This window comes from Candidatus Pseudomonas auctus (assembly GCF_048654275.1).
Taxonomy (GTDB): domain Bacteria; phylum Pseudomonadota; class Gammaproteobacteria; order Pseudomonadales; family Pseudomonadaceae; genus Aquipseudomonas; species Aquipseudomonas pharyngis.
This window is the reverse complement of the sequence record NZ_JBJYZK010000002.1, coordinates 303,552-319,301: the sequence shown is the minus strand read 5'-3', so window position 1 is coordinate 319,301 and position 15,750 is coordinate 303,552. Positions and strand designations below refer to the sequence as shown.

Annotated in this window: 13 protein-coding genes; 8 read left to right on the top strand and 5 right to left on the bottom strand. The window is 62.1% G+C overall.

The annotated features are described in order from the left end of the window. Window positions 1–35: 35 nt before the first annotated feature. From ACKUG4_RS05030 to ACKUG4_RS05005, 6 genes are read left to right on the top strand one after another with little or no spacing between them, the layout of a single operon-like run. Window positions 36–518 (top strand): hypothetical protein, encoded by a 483-nt coding sequence (locus tag ACKUG4_RS05030; protein ID WP_445433566.1) that lies wholly within the window; start codon window positions 36–38, stop codon window positions 516–518. Continuing rightward, window positions 515–1,711, top strand: a complete 1,197-nt coding sequence (locus ACKUG4_RS05025; protein ID WP_445433565.1) for a beta-ketoacyl-[acyl-carrier-protein] synthase family protein — start codon at window positions 515–517, stop codon at window positions 1,709–1,711. The genes ACKUG4_RS05030 and ACKUG4_RS05025 overlap by 4 nt, the downstream gene beginning before the upstream one ends. Beyond that, on the top strand, window positions 1,708–2,187 hold the full coding sequence (locus tag ACKUG4_RS05020) for a hotdog family protein (protein WP_085611125.1): 480 nt from the start codon (window positions 1,708–1,710) through the stop codon (window positions 2,185–2,187). Before ACKUG4_RS05025 ends, ACKUG4_RS05020 begins: the two co-directional genes overlap by 4 nt. Further along, entirely contained in the window at window positions 2,180–2,908 is a 729-nt protein-coding gene (gene fabG, locus ACKUG4_RS05015; protein WP_085648023.1) for a 3-oxoacyl-ACP reductase FabG, read from the top strand. The genes ACKUG4_RS05020 and fabG overlap by 8 nt, the downstream gene beginning before the upstream one ends. Next, window positions 2,908–4,143, top strand: coding sequence for a beta-ketoacyl-ACP synthase (locus tag ACKUG4_RS05010; protein WP_085611127.1), 1,236 nt, complete (start codon window positions 2,908–2,910; stop codon window positions 4,141–4,143). Before fabG ends, ACKUG4_RS05010 begins: the two co-directional genes overlap by 1 nt. Window positions 4,144–4,163: 20 nt before the next feature. Continuing rightward, entirely contained in the window at window positions 4,164–4,604 is a 441-nt protein-coding gene (locus ACKUG4_RS05005) for an excinuclease (protein ID WP_085648021.1), read from the top strand. 208 nt (window positions 4,605–4,812) lie between these two features. Here ACKUG4_RS05005 and ACKUG4_RS05000 read toward each other — a convergent pair whose 3' ends face one another. Next, window positions 4,813–5,196, bottom strand: a complete 384-nt coding sequence (locus ACKUG4_RS05000; protein ID WP_445433564.1) for a type II toxin-antitoxin system PemK/MazF family toxin — start codon at window positions 5,194–5,196, stop codon at window positions 4,813–4,815. A gap of 213 nt (window positions 5,197–5,409) precedes the next feature. Here ACKUG4_RS05000 and ACKUG4_RS04995 point away from each other — a divergent pair, with 213 nt between their 5' ends. Further along, entirely contained in the window at window positions 5,410–5,847 is a 438-nt protein-coding gene (locus ACKUG4_RS04995; RefSeq protein WP_445433563.1) for an excinuclease, read from the top strand. Here the strand turns inward: ACKUG4_RS04995 and ACKUG4_RS04990 are convergent, their stop codons facing one another. Then, window positions 5,848–6,744: a LysR family transcriptional regulator gene (locus ACKUG4_RS04990; RefSeq protein ID WP_039766450.1), complete on the bottom strand. Its 897-nt coding sequence runs from the start codon at window positions 6,742–6,744 to the stop codon at window positions 5,848–5,850. A 118-nt stretch (window positions 6,745–6,862) separates the two neighbouring features. On the opposite strand from ACKUG4_RS04990, the gene ACKUG4_RS04985 reads away from it, so the two are divergent. Continuing rightward, window positions 6,863–8,137: an MFS transporter gene (locus ACKUG4_RS04985; RefSeq protein WP_445433562.1), complete on the top strand. Its 1,275-nt coding sequence runs from the start codon at window positions 6,863–6,865 to the stop codon at window positions 8,135–8,137. 70 nt (window positions 8,138–8,207) lie between these two features. Here ACKUG4_RS04985 and hemE read toward each other — a convergent pair whose 3' ends face one another. From hemE to gltB, 3 genes are all read right to left on the bottom strand, one after another. Further along, a complete protein-coding gene (hemE, locus tag ACKUG4_RS04980; RefSeq protein ID WP_007968321.1) occupies window positions 8,208–9,275 on the bottom strand; it encodes a uroporphyrinogen decarboxylase in 1,068 nt (355 codons plus the stop codon). Window positions 9,276–9,528: 253 nt separating this feature from the next. Then, window positions 9,529–10,947, bottom strand: a complete 1,419-nt coding sequence (locus tag ACKUG4_RS04975) for a glutamate synthase small subunit GltD family protein (RefSeq protein WP_007909438.1) — start codon at window positions 10,945–10,947, stop codon at window positions 9,529–9,531. Window positions 10,948–10,980: 33 nt separating this feature from the next. Further along, a complete protein-coding gene (gene gltB / locus ACKUG4_RS04970) occupies window positions 10,981–15,426 on the bottom strand; it encodes a glutamate synthase large subunit (RefSeq protein ID WP_064382840.1) in 4,446 nt (1,481 codons plus the stop codon). Between the last annotated feature and the right edge of the window lie 324 nt (window positions 15,427–15,750).

Below are 15,750 nucleotides of genomic sequence, written 5' to 3'. Positions count from 1 at the left end.
CCATCGCGAGCAGGCTCGCTCCCACATTGTCCGCAGTGATACGACTTATTCTGCTGGCTTGCATCAGCCTGCTCGGTTCCTGCGCCAGTCAGGCGCCGCTGCCGGCCGGCAACCCGAGCCTGCCGCTGCCGATGCAACTGCATATCGAACGTCACCTGGCCGGGCAACAGCAAGACTGGTTGCTGGTAATTCAGCGCGAAGGGCCCGGCATCCGCTGGTCGATGATGGATCCGCTGGGCATTCCCCAGGCCCGTCAGCAGTTGATCGACGGGCACTGGCAGGCCGACGGCCTGCTGCCGCCCAACCCGGAAGCACGGGAGCTGTTCGCCGCGCTGCTGTTCGCCCTGACCCCGGCGGGCGAGCTGTCGCGCAACTACCCCGAGGCGCAGCAACAGGGCGGCCAACGTTCCCTGCCGGCGCGCTGGGACATCCGTTACACCCAACCCTTGAGCTTCGAATTGAACCTGCCACAAGGCCCGCACTATCGCGTAACGCCACTCGGTGAACCGACGTCATGACCGCCTACCTCAATGCCCTCGGCGTGATCTGCGCCCTGGGGCGCGACAAGCCAGCCGTGGCACGCAACCTGTTTGCCGGCGACTGCTCGGGCATGCGCCGCGAGTCCGGCTGGGTGCCGGAGCGCGAACTGCCGGTGGCCGCCGTGCACGGCGATCTGGCGCCGATTCCCGATGCATTGGCCGACCAGCGCAGCCGCAACAATCAGCTGTTGCTGGAGGCGGCGTTGCAGATTCGCGACGACATCGAGCACGCCATCCAGACTTACGGCCGCGAGCGCATCGGCGTGGTGCTGGGCACCAGCACTTCGGGCATCGACGAAGCCAGCCGAGGTCTCGCGCACTACATCCGCGACCAACAGTTCCCGGCCGATTACGACTACCGGCAACAGGAGCTCGGCGCCCCGGCGAATTTCCTCGCCGACTGGCTGCAACTGAGCGGCCCGACCTATGTGATTTCCACCGCCTGCACCTCCAGCGCACGCGCGCTGATGAGCGCCCGACGCCTGCTCGATCTGGGCCTGTGCGACGCGGTGCTGTGCGGCGGTGTCGACAGTCTGTGCAAACTGACCCTCAACGGTTTCAGTGCGCTGGAAGCGGTGTCGGACGAGCGCTGCAATCCGTTTTCCGCCAACCGCAACGGCATCAACATCGGCGAAGCGGCAGTGCTGTTCGTGATGAGCAAACAGCGCGGTGCTGGGCCGGGCATCGCCCTGCTCGGCGCCGGCGCCAGCTCCGACGCGCACCACATTTCCGCACCGGAACCGACCGGCCGTGGCGCCCTGCAATCGATGCAGAAAGCCCTCGACCAAGCCCATCTGCAAGCCGGCGACATCAGTTACCTGAACCTGCACGGCACCGCGACCCAGCACAACGACGCGATGGAAAGTCTGGCCGTCGCCACCTTGTTTCCCGAAGGCGTGCCGTGTTCCTCGACCAAACCGATGACCGGCCACACCCTCGGCGCCGCCGGCGCACTGGAAGCGGCGTTCTGCTGGTTGAGCCTCACTGCCGACAACCCCGATCACGCCTTGCCGCCGCACGTCTGGGATGGCCAGGCCGATCCCGACCTGCCAGCGCTGAAGTGGGTGACCGCAAGCGAACGCCTGGCGTCCATTGCACCCCGCTACCTGATGAGCAACTCGTTTGCCTTCGGTGGCAATAACGTCAGCCTGATTATCGGAGACGCCCCATGAGCCACTGGCCGCTCGCCGAACTGCTGCCCCACGCTGGCGACATGATCCTGATCGACCGGATCCTGAGCTTTGACGACGAACAGATCCACACCACCCTCACCGTCCGCCCCGGCGGCCTGTTCAGCCTGCCCGACGGCAGCCTGCCGGCGTGGGTCGGCGTCGAGCTGATGGCGCAAAGCGTCGCCGCGTTCGCCGGCTGCCATGCGCGGCAGAAAGGCAACCCGGTGGAGCTGGGTTTTCTGCTCGGCACACGCAAGTTCGAATGCAATGTCGCAGCCTTTCCGGTCGGCAGCGAACTGACCATCCATGGCTTGCGCTCGCTGGAAGACGACAACGGCATGGGCGTATTCGAATGCCATATCAACGCGCCCGGCATCGAGGCCAGCGCCCGGCTGAACGTGTTCCGCCCGCCCCAGGCAGCGGACTATCTGGAACAATCCCGCGACGAAACCAACAAGGAGTCGAACGATGACTGAATCAATACTGGTCACCGGCTCCAGCCGTGGCATCGGCCGCGCCATCGCCCTGCGTCTGGCTCAGGCCGGGCATGACATCGTCGTGCATTGCCGCAGTGGTCTGAGCGACGCGCAGGCGGTGCAGGCTGAAATCCAGGCCCTAGGCCGCCAAGCGCGCATCCTGCAATTCGACGTGGCGGATCGCGAAACCTGCAAAGCCATCCTCGAAGCCGACGTTGAAGCCCACGGCGCCTACTACGGCGTTGTGCTCAATGCCGGCCTGACCCGCGACGGCGCGTTTCCGGCCCTGAGCGACGATGACTGGGACGTGGTGTTGCGCACCAACCTCGACGGTTTCTACAACGTCCTGCACCCGGTGATGATGCCGATGATCCGCCGCCGCGCCGCTGGTCGCATCGTGTGCATTACCTCGGTGTCGGGGCTGATCGGCAACCGTGGTCAGGTCAATTACAGCGCCTCGAAGGCCGGCGTGATCGGCGCCGCGAAAGCCTTGGCGATCGAACTGGCCAAGCGCAAGATCACGGTCAACTGCGTCGCGCCCGGTCTGATCGATACGGCGATGCTCGATGAAAACGTGCCGGTGGAAGAACTGCTGAAAATGATCCCCGCACAACGCATGGGCACGCCTGAAGAGGTGGCCGGTGCGGTGAATTTCCTGATGTCGGCGGAAGCGTCGTACATCACCCGCCAGGTGCTGGCGGTCAACGGAGGCTTGTGTTGATGAAGCGCGTCGTCGTCACCGGCATGGCCGGCATTACCTCGCTGGGCAGCGACTGGGACACCATCGCCGGCAATTTCGCCGCCAACCGCAGCGGCATCCGCCGAATGGACGAGTGGGATCGCTTCAGCGAGCTCAACACCCGTCTGGCCGGGCCTATCGACGATTTCCAGGTGCCGGCGCACTGGACCCGCAAACAGTTGCGCAGCATGGGCCGTGTTTCGCGGCTGGCCGTCGGCGCAGCGGAAAAAGCGCTGGCCGACGCCGGCCTGCTCGGCGACGAGTCGATCAAGGACGGGCGCATGGGCGTGGCCTGTGGTTCTTCCACCGGCAGCACCGACGAGATCAAGGCGTTCGGCAACATGCTGCTCAACTCGGTGGCCGAAGGTCTCAACGCCAACTCCTATGTGCGGATGATGCCGCACACCACGGCGGCGAACATCAGCATCTTCTTCGGCCTCACCGGCCGCTTGATCCCGACCTCCAGCGCCTGCACCAGCGGTAGCCAAGGCATCGGCTACGCCTACGAGGCGATCAAGTTCGGACGCCTGCCGCTGATGCTCGCCGGCGGCGCCGAAGAGCTGTGCCCGACCGAAGCCATGGTGTTCGACGCGCTGTACGCCACCAGCCTGAAAAACGATGCACCGCACACCTCGCCACGCCCGTACGACAAGGGCCGCGACGGTCTGGTGATCGGTGAGGGCGGCGGCATGCTGGTACTTGAAGAACTGGAACATGCCCTGGCGCGCGGTGCGCACATTCACGCCGAGATCGTCGGCTTCGGCAGCAACGCCGACGGCCAGCACACCACCCGCCCAGAACAAGTCACCATGCGCCGGGCAATGGAACTGGCGCTGGAGGACGCAGGCCTTGCGCCGGACGTCATCGGCTACGTCAACGGCCACGGCACCGCCACCGAACAGGGCGATGTCGCCGAAACCCTGGCCACCAGTGCCCTGTTCGGCGAGCGCATGCCGATCAGTTCGCAAAAGAGCTTCCTGGGCCACACCCTCGGCGCCTGCGGGGCGCTGGAATCGTGGTTCAGCATCGAGATGCTCAACCGCGACCTGTACGTGCACACGCTCAACCTCGACGAGGTCGATCCGCACTGCGGCAAGCTCGACTACCTGCGCGGCGAGTTCCGCCAGATGAGCCACGAATACGTGATGAACAACAACTTCGCTTTCGGCGGGGTCAACACCTCGCTGATTTTCCGTCGCTGGCCCCAACCGAATTAATCCAGGTCAAGGAGACCTCCATGCACTTCAAAAAACTCGCTGCCACCCTGCTCATCTGCGCCTTGCCGGCCGTCAGCCAGGCCCGTGACACGGCGGTCTATCTGCCGTTCGACAAGGCCGTCGCCGAAGCGACCCGCACCGGCAAGATCGATGGCAGCGTGAAGTTCTATCTGGCGGGCAACGCCCCGGCTGGCAAAGTCACCGTTGTCAGCCCCGGCGCCGTGACCAACAAAAAGACCAACGCCTTCAACAAGACCGACCAGGAAGCCTGCGAGTGGGTCGTGCAATCGGCGATCATCAGCCTGCACCAGGCCGCGAAAAACGCCGGCGCCAACGCCGTGACCAACATCGTCAGCTTCTACAAGAGCAACGAGCGCAAGGATGCGAAAACCTACGAATGCCACGCAGGCGCCATCATGGCGGGCGTAGCGTTGAAGGGCGATCTGGCGACGGTTCAGTAACGGCCGGAACGACGAAGGGCGCCTTTCGGCGCCCTTTCACAAACAGGTTGGCTTGTCATCGCCTGTCACCTGTCTGGCTCTGCGATGGCTGGTTGCCCAGGATCCTCAGAGTCTCACAAGCCCCTTTCGGGAACGCCGGCAGTATTGCCTGAAACCTCCTGTCGAGCAACGGCTGGCATTTGGCTTCGATGCGCCACTTCCGTTGCCATCACAGTCCCAACGCCCGTCTGACCGCGGTTTTAATGGCGTGAAACTCGTCTGTTGCAAGATGTGAGATCAGGTAAATGCGCTTGCCTTGCCGATCCCGGCATTTAATCCGATCAAGCCGCGAAAGACTGACCGTGGCAATCATGTCGCACTTTGCCCAACAGGTCGGGCTGGCTCCCTGAAGGTGACTTGCAAGTTCAAGATGGTGCCCAAGCAAGCAATCAGGGGCAGTGGTACTCAACGGCACTACTGTTACCAGCAAGCTGTTGGTTCGATGTTTACGTATCACAACAACAGGTCTGACTTTGACCATCTCGGGGATTTCATAACCCCTGAAATCGCAAATCAAAACGCTGCCCTCCTTAGGCTGATATCGAAGTGGCATCCGTGACACTCGTTTGAAAAAGAACTGATTTTGCGCAACAACGGCCTTATTCCCTACGACAGTTCCGTTACTCGAAATGTACGGAGTCGAGTCAACCAAACCTGTTCACCACAACTACACTCGCTCAAACAGGCCGATACACAGTGCCTGCCGGAACGGCGAGCCCGGTCGGTCAAGTACTCGCGGTTCTCTTTCACCGTCAAGGAGACAACCATGCAAGCGAAAGCCCTGATCGCCGCCGCCCTTCTCGGCCTGCTGCCCGGCGCCAGCCACGCCACCAATCTGATGTACATGCCGTTCGAAACAGTCGTGTCGGATGCGATGCGCGCCGGGCGGCTGGATGGCAGTGTGAAGTTTTATCTGGTCGGCAACGGGCCTCAGGGCACTCAGCGGTTGTTGCGGCGCGGGGTGGTCAGCGATCTGAAGACCAACGGCTTCAACAAGAGCGATCACGACTCCTGCGAGTGGGTGTTGCAGTCAAATCTGATTGCGCTGCAGGCCGAGGCCAAGCGTGTCGGGGCGAATGCGGTGACCAACATCGTCAGCTACTACGACCAGCATGTGCGTAAGGATCTGAACACTTACGAATGTCGGGCCGGCATCTTTGTCACACGAGTGGCGTTGAAGGGTGATCTGGTGCGGCTGCCCTGATCAACCGGCTTCAACCTTGCGCGTGAGCAGTTCGACAAATGCCTTGGCCATCGGTGATTTCTGATCCTTGCGCTGCACCAGCCACACCGCCGTCACGGCCTCGGGATCGAGCAGCGGTCGATAGACCACGCCGTCGATGCGCATCCGCTGATACGACGCCGGCATCACTGACACGCCCAAACCGGCTGCCACCAGACCGATGATGGTCATGGCTTCGCCGGCCTCCTGGGCGAAGTGCGGGCTGAACCCCGCATCGCGGGCCAGGCTTATCAACTGCGAATACAGGCCACTACCGTAGCTGCGCGGGAAGAACACGAACGGTTCGAGGGCCAGCGCCGAGAGGAACAGTCCCTCTTCAGAGCCCTGCGCCAGCGGATGTTTGGAGCTGAGCACCGCCACCAAGGGCTCGCGCATCAGTTCGACCACGCTGAGCGAATCCGGCAAACCCAGCGGTCGCATGATGCCGACTTCGATCGATTCGTCCACCAACGCGTCGGCGACCATGGTGCTGCTCATCTCCCGTAGATTCAGGTGCACGGCGGGGAAGCGCTGGCGGAAGGAAAAAATCGCCTGGGGAATGGTCGAGTTGAACGGCGCCGACGAGGTGAAGCCAATCTTCAGTTCACCCAACTCGCCGAGTTGCGCGCGGCGGGCCACGTCCGCCGCTTTATCGACCTGAGCCAGCACCAGCCGCGCTTCCTCCAGAAACAGTCGCCCGGCCTCGCTGAGCTCGACCCGACGATTGGTACGCTCGAACAGTCGCGCGCCGACTTCCTGTTCCAGCGCCTGAATCTGCTGGCTCAGCGGTGGCTGGGAGATGCCCAGCACTTGTGCGGCGCGGCCGAAGTGCAGTTCTTCGGCGACGGCGATGAAGTAGCGCAGATGACGCAATTCCATGAACACCCCATTAGGTCGTGAAAGCTATCAAACAGGTCGAACAATATATTGGATAGAAATATTAGCCAGCTATATGATTTTTTCATTGCCTGCCTGCCCGCGCCCTCCGAGGTCTGATGTGAAAACCGCCGTCGCTCCACTGGCCCATGAAGTTCCGCCCGCTGCGGCGGACGATGTACTGACCGAACTGCAAGAGATCTACATCGAGAAAGGCACGCCCGCGTTCATGCGCACGGTACTCGCGCTGTTCAGCGGCGGCTTCGCCACCTTCGCCCTGCTGTACTGCGTGCAGCCGATGATGCCGCTGCTGTCCCACGAATATTCGATCAACGCCGCGCAGAGCAGCCTGATCCTGTCAGTGGCCACCGGCATGCTGGCGTTCGGTCTGCTGATCACCGGCCCGATTTCCGATCGGGTCGGGCGCAAACCGGTGATGGTCGCCGCACTGTTCGCCGCGGCGCTGTGCACCATCGCCAGTTCGATGATGCCGAGCTGGCACGGCGTGCTGATCATGCGTGCGTTGATCGGGCTGTCATTGAGCGGCCTGGCGGCGGTGGCAATGACTTACCTCAGCGAGGAAATCCATCCCCAGCACATCGGTCTGGCGATGGGTTTGTATATCGGTGGCAACGCGATTGGCGGGATGAGCGGGCGGTTGATCACCGGCGTGCTGATCGACTTCGTCAGCTGGCACGCGGCGATGATGGTGATCGGCGGCCTGGCGTTGATCGCCGCAGCAGTGTTCTGGAAGATCCTGCCGGAGTCGCGCAACTTCCGCTCCCGCTCGCTGCATCCGCGTAGCCTGCTCGACGGCTTCACCATGCACTTTCGCGATGCCGGCCTGCCGCTGCTGTTCCTCGAAGCGTTCGTGCTGATGGGCGCGTTCGTCACCCTATTCAACTACATCGGTTACCGCCTGCTGGCGGAGCCGTACCACATGGATCAGGTTTTCGTGGGGCTGTTGTCGGTGGTGTACCTCTCGGGTATCTACAGCTCGGCAAAAATCGGTTCGCTGGCCGACAAACTGGGCCGCCGCAAAGTGCTCTGGGCGACCATCGCCCTGATGTTCGCCGGCCTCGCCCTGACGATGTTCACACCGCTGCCGCTGGTGATCGTCGGCATGCTGATCTTCACCTTCGGCTTCTTCGCCGCCCACTCGGTGGCCAGCAGCTGGATCGGCCGCCGGGCGCTCAAGGCCAAGGGCCAGGCGTCGTCGTTGTACCTGTTCAGCTATTACGCCGGCTCGAGCATCGCCGGGACGGCAGGCGGTGTGTTCTGGCACCTGGCCGGGTGGAACGGGATTGGCCTGTTTATCGGCGCGCTGTTGCTGGTGGCACTGTTGGTGGCGTTGAAGCTGGCGAAGTTGCCGCCGCTGGGTGGCGTCAAAGCCTGATTCACGCCCATAAAAAACGCCCGGCATAAGCCGGGCGTTTTAGTTTTCTACCCTTAGAGCTGAGCGCCGATTACTCGTGATACTGCGCCGACAACTCGTGCACCGCACGCAGGAACGCGCCAGCGTGCTCCGGATCGACTTCCGGCGTGATGCCGTGGCCGAGGTTGAACACGTGGCCGCTGCCCTTGCCGTAGCTGGCGAGGATGCGCCCGACTTCGGTGCGGATCGCTTCAGGTTTGGCGTAGAGCACGGTCGGGTCCATGTTGCCTTGCAGCGCGACCTTGTCACCGACGCGGGCGCGGGCGTTGCCGATGTCGCAGGTCCAGTCCAGGCCCAGTGCGTCAGCGCCGGCCTCGGCGATGCTTTCCAGCCACAGGCCGCCGTTCTTGGTGAAGAGGATCACCGGCACTTTGCGACCGTCGTGCTCGCGGATCAGGCCGCTGACGATTTTCTTCATGTAGGCCAGGGAGAATTCCTGATACGCCGCCGCCGACAGGTTGCCGCCCCAGGTATCGAAGATCTGCACCGCTTGTGCACCGGCCTGGATCTGGCCGTTCAGGTACGAAGTCACCGATTGCGCCAGCTTGTCCAGCAGCAGGTGCATGGCTTGCGGGTTGTCGTAGAGCATCGCCTTGGTCTTGCGGAAGTCTTTCGACGAACCGCCTTCGACCATGTACGTGGCGAGGGTCCACGGGCTGCCGGAGAAACCGATCAGCGGTACACGGCCGTTCAGTTCGCGGCGGATGGTGCTGACCGCGTCCATCACGTAGCCGAGGTCTTTGTGCGGATCGGGGATCGGCAGAGCTTCGATGTCGGCCAGGGTGCTGACGACTTTCTTGAAGCGCGGACCTTCACCGGTCTCGAAGTACAGGCCCTGGCCCATGGCATCGGGAATGGTGAGGATGTCGGAGAACAGGATCGCCGCGTCCAGTTGCGGATAGCGGTCGAGGGGTTGCAGCGTGACTTCGCAGGCGAATTCCGGATTCATGCACAGGCTCATGAAATCACCGGCCTGGGCGCGGCTGGCGCGGTATTCCGGCAGGTAACGGCCGGCCTGGCGCATCATCCACACTGGGGTGACGTCTACGGGTTGCTTGAGCAGGGCGCGGAGGAAACGGTCGTTCTTCAGGGCAGTCATGTCGGCATCCGGAAAAAAAGTGCGGGCATTTTCTCAGAGCGCGACGCAAAAGGCACGGATGCAGGTCAGCCTTTTGTCTATCGGGTCAATTTGTCGCAATAAATACGGGGCATCAGCAACAGCGAGAAACAACTGTGGGAGCGAGCCTGCTCGCGATAGCGGATTGTCAGCCAATACGTCTGGTGACTGATTCACCGCCATCGCGAGCAGGCTCGCTCCCACAGGGTTATTGCTTTTGGCTCAGGATCCGGGTTTAGACGCCCAGGTAATCCAGGATCCCTTCAGCCGCATTGCGGCCTTCGAAGATCGCCGTCACCACCAGGTCGGAACCGCGCACCATGTCGCCACCGGCGAAGATTTTCGGGTTGCTGGTCTGGTGCTTGTACTGACCTTGCTCGGGCGCAACGACGCGGCCCTGGCTGTCGGTCTGGATTTCGAACTGCTCGAACCATGGGGCCGGACTTGGACGGAAACCGAAAGCGATGACCACGGCGTCAGCCGGGATGATCTCTTCGGAGCCCGGGATCGGCTCGGGGCTGCGACGGCCACGGGCGTCCGGCTCGCCGAGACGGGTCTCGACCACCTTCACGCCTTCGACCTTGTCTTCGCCAACGATGGCGATCGGCTGACGGTTGTAGAGGAATTTCACGCCTTCTTCCTTGGCGTTTTTCACCTCTTTGCGTGAGCCGGGCATGTTTGCTTCGTCACGACGATAGGCGCAGGTCACCGATTTGGCGCCCTGGCGGATCGACGTGCGGTTGCAGTCCATCGCCGTGTCGCCGCCGCCCAGCACCACGACCTTCTTGCCTTTCATGTCGACGAAATCTTCCGGCGACTTTTCAAAGCCCAGGTTGCGGTTGACGTTGGCGATCAGGAAATCCAGCGCGTCATAGACGCCCGGCAGGTCCTCACCGGCAAAACCGCCCTTCATGTAGGTGTAGGTGCCCATGCCCATGAACACGGCATCGTATTCGGCGAGCAGTTGCTCCATGGTCACGTCCTTGCCGACCTCGGTGTTGAGGCGGAATTCGATGCCCATGCCGGTGAAGACTTCGCGGCGATTGCTCAGCACGGTCTTCTCGAGCTTGAACTCGGGGATGCCGAAGGTCAGCAGACCGCCGATTTCCGGGTTCTTGTCGAACACCACCGGGGTCACGCCGCCACGCACCAGCACGTCGGCACAACCCAGACCCGCCGGGCCCGCGCCGATGATCGCGACACGCTTGCCGGTCGGCTTGACCTTGGACATGTCCGGGCGCCAGCCCATGGCGAACGCGGTGTCGGTGATGTACTTCTCGACCGAACCGATGGTCACCGCGCCAAAACCGTCGTTAAGGGTGCAGGCACCCTCGCACAGACGATCCTGCGGGCACACCCGGCCGCAGACTTCCGGCAGGGTGTTGGTCTGGTGCGACAGCTCGGCGGCCTGGAGGATGTTGCCCTCGGCCACCAGCTTCAGCCAGTTCGGAATGAAGTTGTGCACCGGGCACTTCCATTCGCAATACGGGTTGCCGCAACCCAGGCAGCGGTGGGCCTGGTCGGCCGACTGCTGGGGTTTGAACGGTTCGTAGATTTCCACGAACTCTTTCTTGCGTTGACGCAACAGTTTCTTCTTCGGATCCTTGCGCCCGACATCGATGAACTGGAAGTCGTTATTCAGACGTTCAGCCATTGTTAAAACCTCATCAAACTCTTCAGGCGCATATCACTGCGGGTTGGCACGGGTGCTGGAAAGCAACGACTTCAGGTTGGCAGCCTTCGGCTTGACCAACCAGAAACGGCGCAAGTAGTCATCGAGGTTCTCGGCGAGTTCACGACCCCACTCGCTGTCGGTTTCCGCGACGTACTCGTTCAGCACGTTCTGCAGGTGGCTGCGATAGGCTTCCATCGCCTCGCCGCTGATCCGCTGGATTTCCACCAGTTCGTGGTTGACCCGGTCAACGAAGGTGTTGTCCTGGTCGAGCACGTAGGCGAAACCGCCGGTCATGCCAGAGCCGAAGTTGTAACCGGTCTTGCCCAGAACGCAGACAAAACCACCGGTCATGTACTCACAGCAGTGATCGCCAGTGCCTTCCACAACCGTGTGGGCACCGGAGTTGCGCACGGCGAAACGCTCGCCTGCGGTGCCGGCGGCGAACAGCTTGCCGCCCGTGGCGCCGTACAGGCAGGTGTTGCCGATGATGGCGCTTTCCTGAGTCTTATAAACGCTGCCCTTCGGCGGCACGATGGTCAGCTTGCCACCGGTCATGCCTTTGCCGACGTAGTCGTTGGCGTCGCCTTCCAGATACATGTTCAGACCGCCGGCGTTCCACACGCCGAAGCTCTGACCCGCCGTGCCCTTGAAGCGGAAGGTGATTGGCGCTTTGGCCATGCCCTGGTTGCCGTGCTTGCGCGCGATTTCGCCGGAGATCCGTGCGCCGATCGAACGGTCGCAGTTGCAGATGTCCAGATCGAACTCGGCGCCGCTGAGGTCGTTGATCGCCGACGTCGCCATCTCGACCATTTTCTCGGCCAGCAGGCCCTGGTCGAAGGGCGGGTTGCGCTCGACGCCGCAGAACTGAGGCTTGTCCGCCGGGATGTGATCGCTGCCCAGCAGCGGGGTCAGATCCAGGTGATGCTGCTTGGCGGTCTGGCCTTCGAGGATTTCCAGCAGATCGGTACGGCCGATCAGCTCTTCGAGGGAGCGCACGCCGAGCTTGGCCAGCCACTCACGGGTTTCTTCGGCGACGTAGGTGAAGAAATTCACCACCATGTCGACGGTGCCGATGTAGTGATCTTTGCGCAGCTTCTCGTTCTGGGTCGCGACGCCGGTAGCGCAGTTGTTCAGGTGGCAGATACGCAGGTATTTGCAGCCCAGCGCGATCATCGGCGCGGTGCCGAAGCCGAAGCTTTCGGCGCCAAGGATCGCAGCCTTGATCACGTCGAGGCCGGTTTTCAGGCCGCCGTCGGTCTGTACCCGAACCTTGCCGCGCAGGTCGTTGCCGCGCAGGGTCTGGTGGGTTTCGGCCAGGCCGAGTTCCCACGGAGCGCCAGCGTATTTGATCGAGGTTAGCGGCGATGCACCGGTACCGCCGTCGTAGCCGGAGATGGTGATCAAGTCCGCGTAGGCCTTGGCCACACCGGCAGCGATGGTGCCGACGCCTGCTTCAGCCACGAGTTTCACCGAAACCAGCGCCTTCGGGTTGACCTGTTTCAGGTCGAAGATCAACTGCGACAAGTCTTCAATCGAATAGATGTCGTGATGCGGTGGTGGCGAAATCAGGGTCACGCCCGGCACTGCGTAACGCAGCTTGGCGATCAGCCCGTTCACTTTGCCGCCCGGCAGTTGCCCGCCCTCACCCGGCTTGGCGCCCTGGGCGACCTTGATCTGCAGCACTTCGGCGTTGACCAGGTATTCCGGGGTCACCCCGAAACGGCCGGTCGCGACCTGTTTGATTTTCGAGCTCTTGATGGTGCCGTAACGCGCCGGGTCTTCGCCGCCTTCGCCGGAGTTGGAACGCGCACCGAGGCGGTTCATGGCTTCGGCCAGGGCTTCGTGAGCTTCCGGCGACAGGGCGCCCAGCGAGATACCGGCGGAGTCGAAGCGCTTGAGCACCGATTCCAGCGGCTCGACTTCACTGATGTCCAGCGGCGTGTCGAGGGTCTTGACCTTGAACAGGTCGCGGATCATCGACACCGGACGGTTGTCCACCAGCGAGGTGTATTCCTTGAATTTGGCGTAGTCGCCCTGCTGCACGGCGGCTTGCAGGGTGTTGACCACGTCCGGGTTGTACGCGTGATATTCGCCACCGTGGACAAACTTCAGCAGACCGCCCTGCTGGATCGGCTTGCGCGGACTCCAGGCTTCGGTGGCCAGTGCTTTCTGCTCGGCTTCGATGTCGACGAAACGCGCCCCCTTGATACGGCTCGGCACGCCCCGGAAGCTCAGCTCGCAGACTTCTTCGGACAGACCGATCGCTTCAAACAGCTGCGCACCGCGGTACGAGGCGATGGTCGAGATGCCCATCTTCGACAGGATCTTCAACAGACCTTTGGTGATGCCTTTGCGGTAGTTCTTGAACACCTCGTAGAGGTCGCCCAATACTTCACCGGTCCGGATCAGGTCGCCCAGCACTTCGTAGGCCAGGAACGGATAGACCGCCGAGGCGCCGAAGCCGATCAGCACCGCGAAGTGGTGCGGATCCCGTGCGGTGGCGGTTTCAACCAGGATGTTGGAGTCGCAGCGCAGGCCTTTTTCGGTCAGGCGGTGGTGCACCGCGCCGGTGGCCAGCGAGGCGTGGATCGGCAGCTTGCCCGGAGCGATATGACGGTCGCTCAGAACGATCTGGGTACGACCGGCACGCACGGCTTCTTCAGCCTGATCGGCGACGTTACGGATCGCCGCTTCGAGGCCGACGCTTTCGTCGTAGTTGAGGTCGATGATCTGCCGCTCGAAACCCGGGCGGTCGAGGTTCATCAGCGAACGCCACTTGGCCGGGGAAATGACCGGCGAGCTGAGGATCACGCGCGAGGCGTGTTCCGGCGATTCCTGGAAGATGTTGCGCTCGGCACCGAGGCAGATTTCCAGCGACATCACGATCGCTTCACGCAGCGGGTCGATCGGCGGGTTGGTCACCTGTGCGAACTGCTGACGGAAATAGTCGTACGGCGTGCGCACGCGCTGGGACAGCACGGCCATCGGCGTGTCGTCGCCCATTGAGCCGACGGCTTCATAGCCTTGCTCGCCAAGTGGACGCAGTACCTGATCGCGCTCTTCGAACGTGACCTGATACATCTTCATGTATTGCTTGAGCTGATCGACGTCGTAGAAAGCCGAACCGTGATCGTTGTCTTCCATGGTCGCCTGGATGCGCAGGGCGTTCTTGCGCAGCCATTGCTTGTACGGATGACGGGATTTGAGACGGTTGTCGATTGCGTCGGTGTCGAGGATCTGCCCGGTTTCGGTGTCCACGGCGAAGATCTGGCCCGGGCCGACACGGCCCTTGGCGAGCACGTCTTCAGGCTGGTAGTTCCAGACGCCGATTTCCGAAGCCAGGGTGATGAAACCGTTCTTGGTGGTGACCCAGCGCGCCGGGCGCAGACCGTTACGGTCGAGCAGGCACACCGCGTAGCGACCATCGGTCATTACCACGCCGGCCGGGCCGTCCCACGGCTCCATGTGCATCGAGTTGTACTCGTAGAACGCACGCAGATCCGGGTCCATGGTTTCGACGTTCTGCCACGCTGGCGGAATGATCATCCGCACGCCACGGAACAGGTCGATGCCGCCGGTGACCATCAGTTCGAGCATGTTGTCCATGCTCGAAGAGTCGGAACCGACACGGTTGACCAGCGGGCCGAGTTCTTCCAGATCCATCAGATCGTTGGTGAACTTGGTCCGACGGGCCTGCGCCCAGTTGCGGTTGCCGGTGATGGTGTTGATCTCGCCGTTGTGGGCGAGGAAGCGGAATGGCTGAGCCAGCGGCCATTTCGGCAGGGTGTTGGTGGAGAAGCGCTGGTGGAACACGCAGATTGCGGTTTGCAGGCGCTGGTCACCCAGGTCCGGATAGAACGCGGCCAGGTCGGCCGGCATCATCAGGCCTTTATAGATGATGGTCTTGTGGGAAAAGCTGCAGATGTAGTGGTCGGTGTCGGCGGCATTGGCCACGGACGAGCGACGACGGGCGCTGAACAGCTTGACCGCCATGTCCTGATCGCTCAGGCCTTCGCCGCCGATGTACACCTGCTCGATCTGCGGCAGGCGCTCAAGGGCCAGGCGGCCGAGGACGCTGGTGTCGATCGGCACTTTGCGCCAGCCGATCAGTTGCAGGCCTTCGGCCAGGATCTCGCGGTTCATGTTCTCGCGAGCGGCTTCGGCCTTGGCCGGATCCTGATTGAAGAAGACCATGCCCACGGCATATTGCTTGGGCAGCTCGACGCTGAAGGTTTCCTGGGCAATGGCACGCAGGAAGGCGTCGGGTTTTTGAATCAGCAGACCGCAACCGTCACCGGTCTTGCCGTCGGCATTAATCCCACCGCGGTGGGTCATGCAGGTCAGGGCCTCGATGGCCGTTTGCAAAAGGGTATGACTGGGTTCGCCCTGCATATGGGCTATCAGGCCGAAACCGCAGTTATCCTTGAATTCATCTGGTTGGTACAGACCTGCTTTCATAGACACTTTCTCACCAGGCTGCCTCTTAACGAGGCAAATTTCTTTTCAATTCAACCACTTGCTTGCCGCGCCGAACGTACGCCGGCTTTGCGGGGGCAAAAGGGTGGTCATTGTACACAGCGACACAGAGGCTCACAAATTTGACGACGAAATGTCGCAAATTCATGTCGCATTTGTGAAAGGTTTAAAGCGATCTGCTGTGCTAGTCAAAACTTTTTTAATTTTGACCGCAACGACTCAAAGACTACTGTGACGCAGACACCACAAGGCACGCGGTCTGTAGAGACGGCGCGCACTTGTAGAGATTTTGAGGTGCTTGGAGAG

Coding starts and splice junctions, on each gene's coding strand:
- fabG (WP_085648023.1), top strand. CDS start 2,180: ATGACTGAATCAATACTGGTCACCGGCTCCAGCCGTGGCATCGGCCGC.
- ACKUG4_RS04975 (WP_007909438.1), bottom strand. CDS start 10,947: ATGGCTGAACGTCTGAATAACGACTTCCAGTTCATCGATGTCGGGCGC.
- ACKUG4_RS05005 (WP_085648021.1), top strand. CDS start 4,164: ATGCACTTCAAAAAACTCGCTGCCACCCTGCTCATCTGCGCCTTGCCG.
- ACKUG4_RS04995 (WP_445433563.1), top strand. CDS start 5,410: ATGCAAGCGAAAGCCCTGATCGCCGCCGCCCTTCTCGGCCTGCTGCCC.
- hemE (WP_007968321.1), bottom strand. CDS start 9,275: ATGACTGCCCTGAAGAACGACCGTTTCCTCCGCGCCCTGCTCAAGCAA.
- ACKUG4_RS05000 (WP_445433564.1), bottom strand. CDS start 5,196: ATGCCACTTCGATATCAGCCTAAGGAGGGCAGCGTTTTGATTTGCGAT.
- gltB (WP_064382840.1), bottom strand. CDS start 15,426: ATGAAAGCAGGTCTGTACCAACCAGATGAATTCAAGGATAACTGCGGT.
- ACKUG4_RS05025 (WP_445433565.1), top strand. CDS start 515: ATGACCGCCTACCTCAATGCCCTCGGCGTGATCTGCGCCCTGGGGCGC.
- ACKUG4_RS04990 (WP_039766450.1), bottom strand. CDS start 6,744: ATGGAATTGCGTCATCTGCGCTACTTCATCGCCGTCGCCGAAGAACTG.
- ACKUG4_RS05020 (WP_085611125.1), top strand. CDS start 1,708: ATGAGCCACTGGCCGCTCGCCGAACTGCTGCCCCACGCTGGCGACATG.
- ACKUG4_RS05010 (WP_085611127.1), top strand. CDS start 2,908: ATGAAGCGCGTCGTCGTCACCGGCATGGCCGGCATTACCTCGCTGGGC.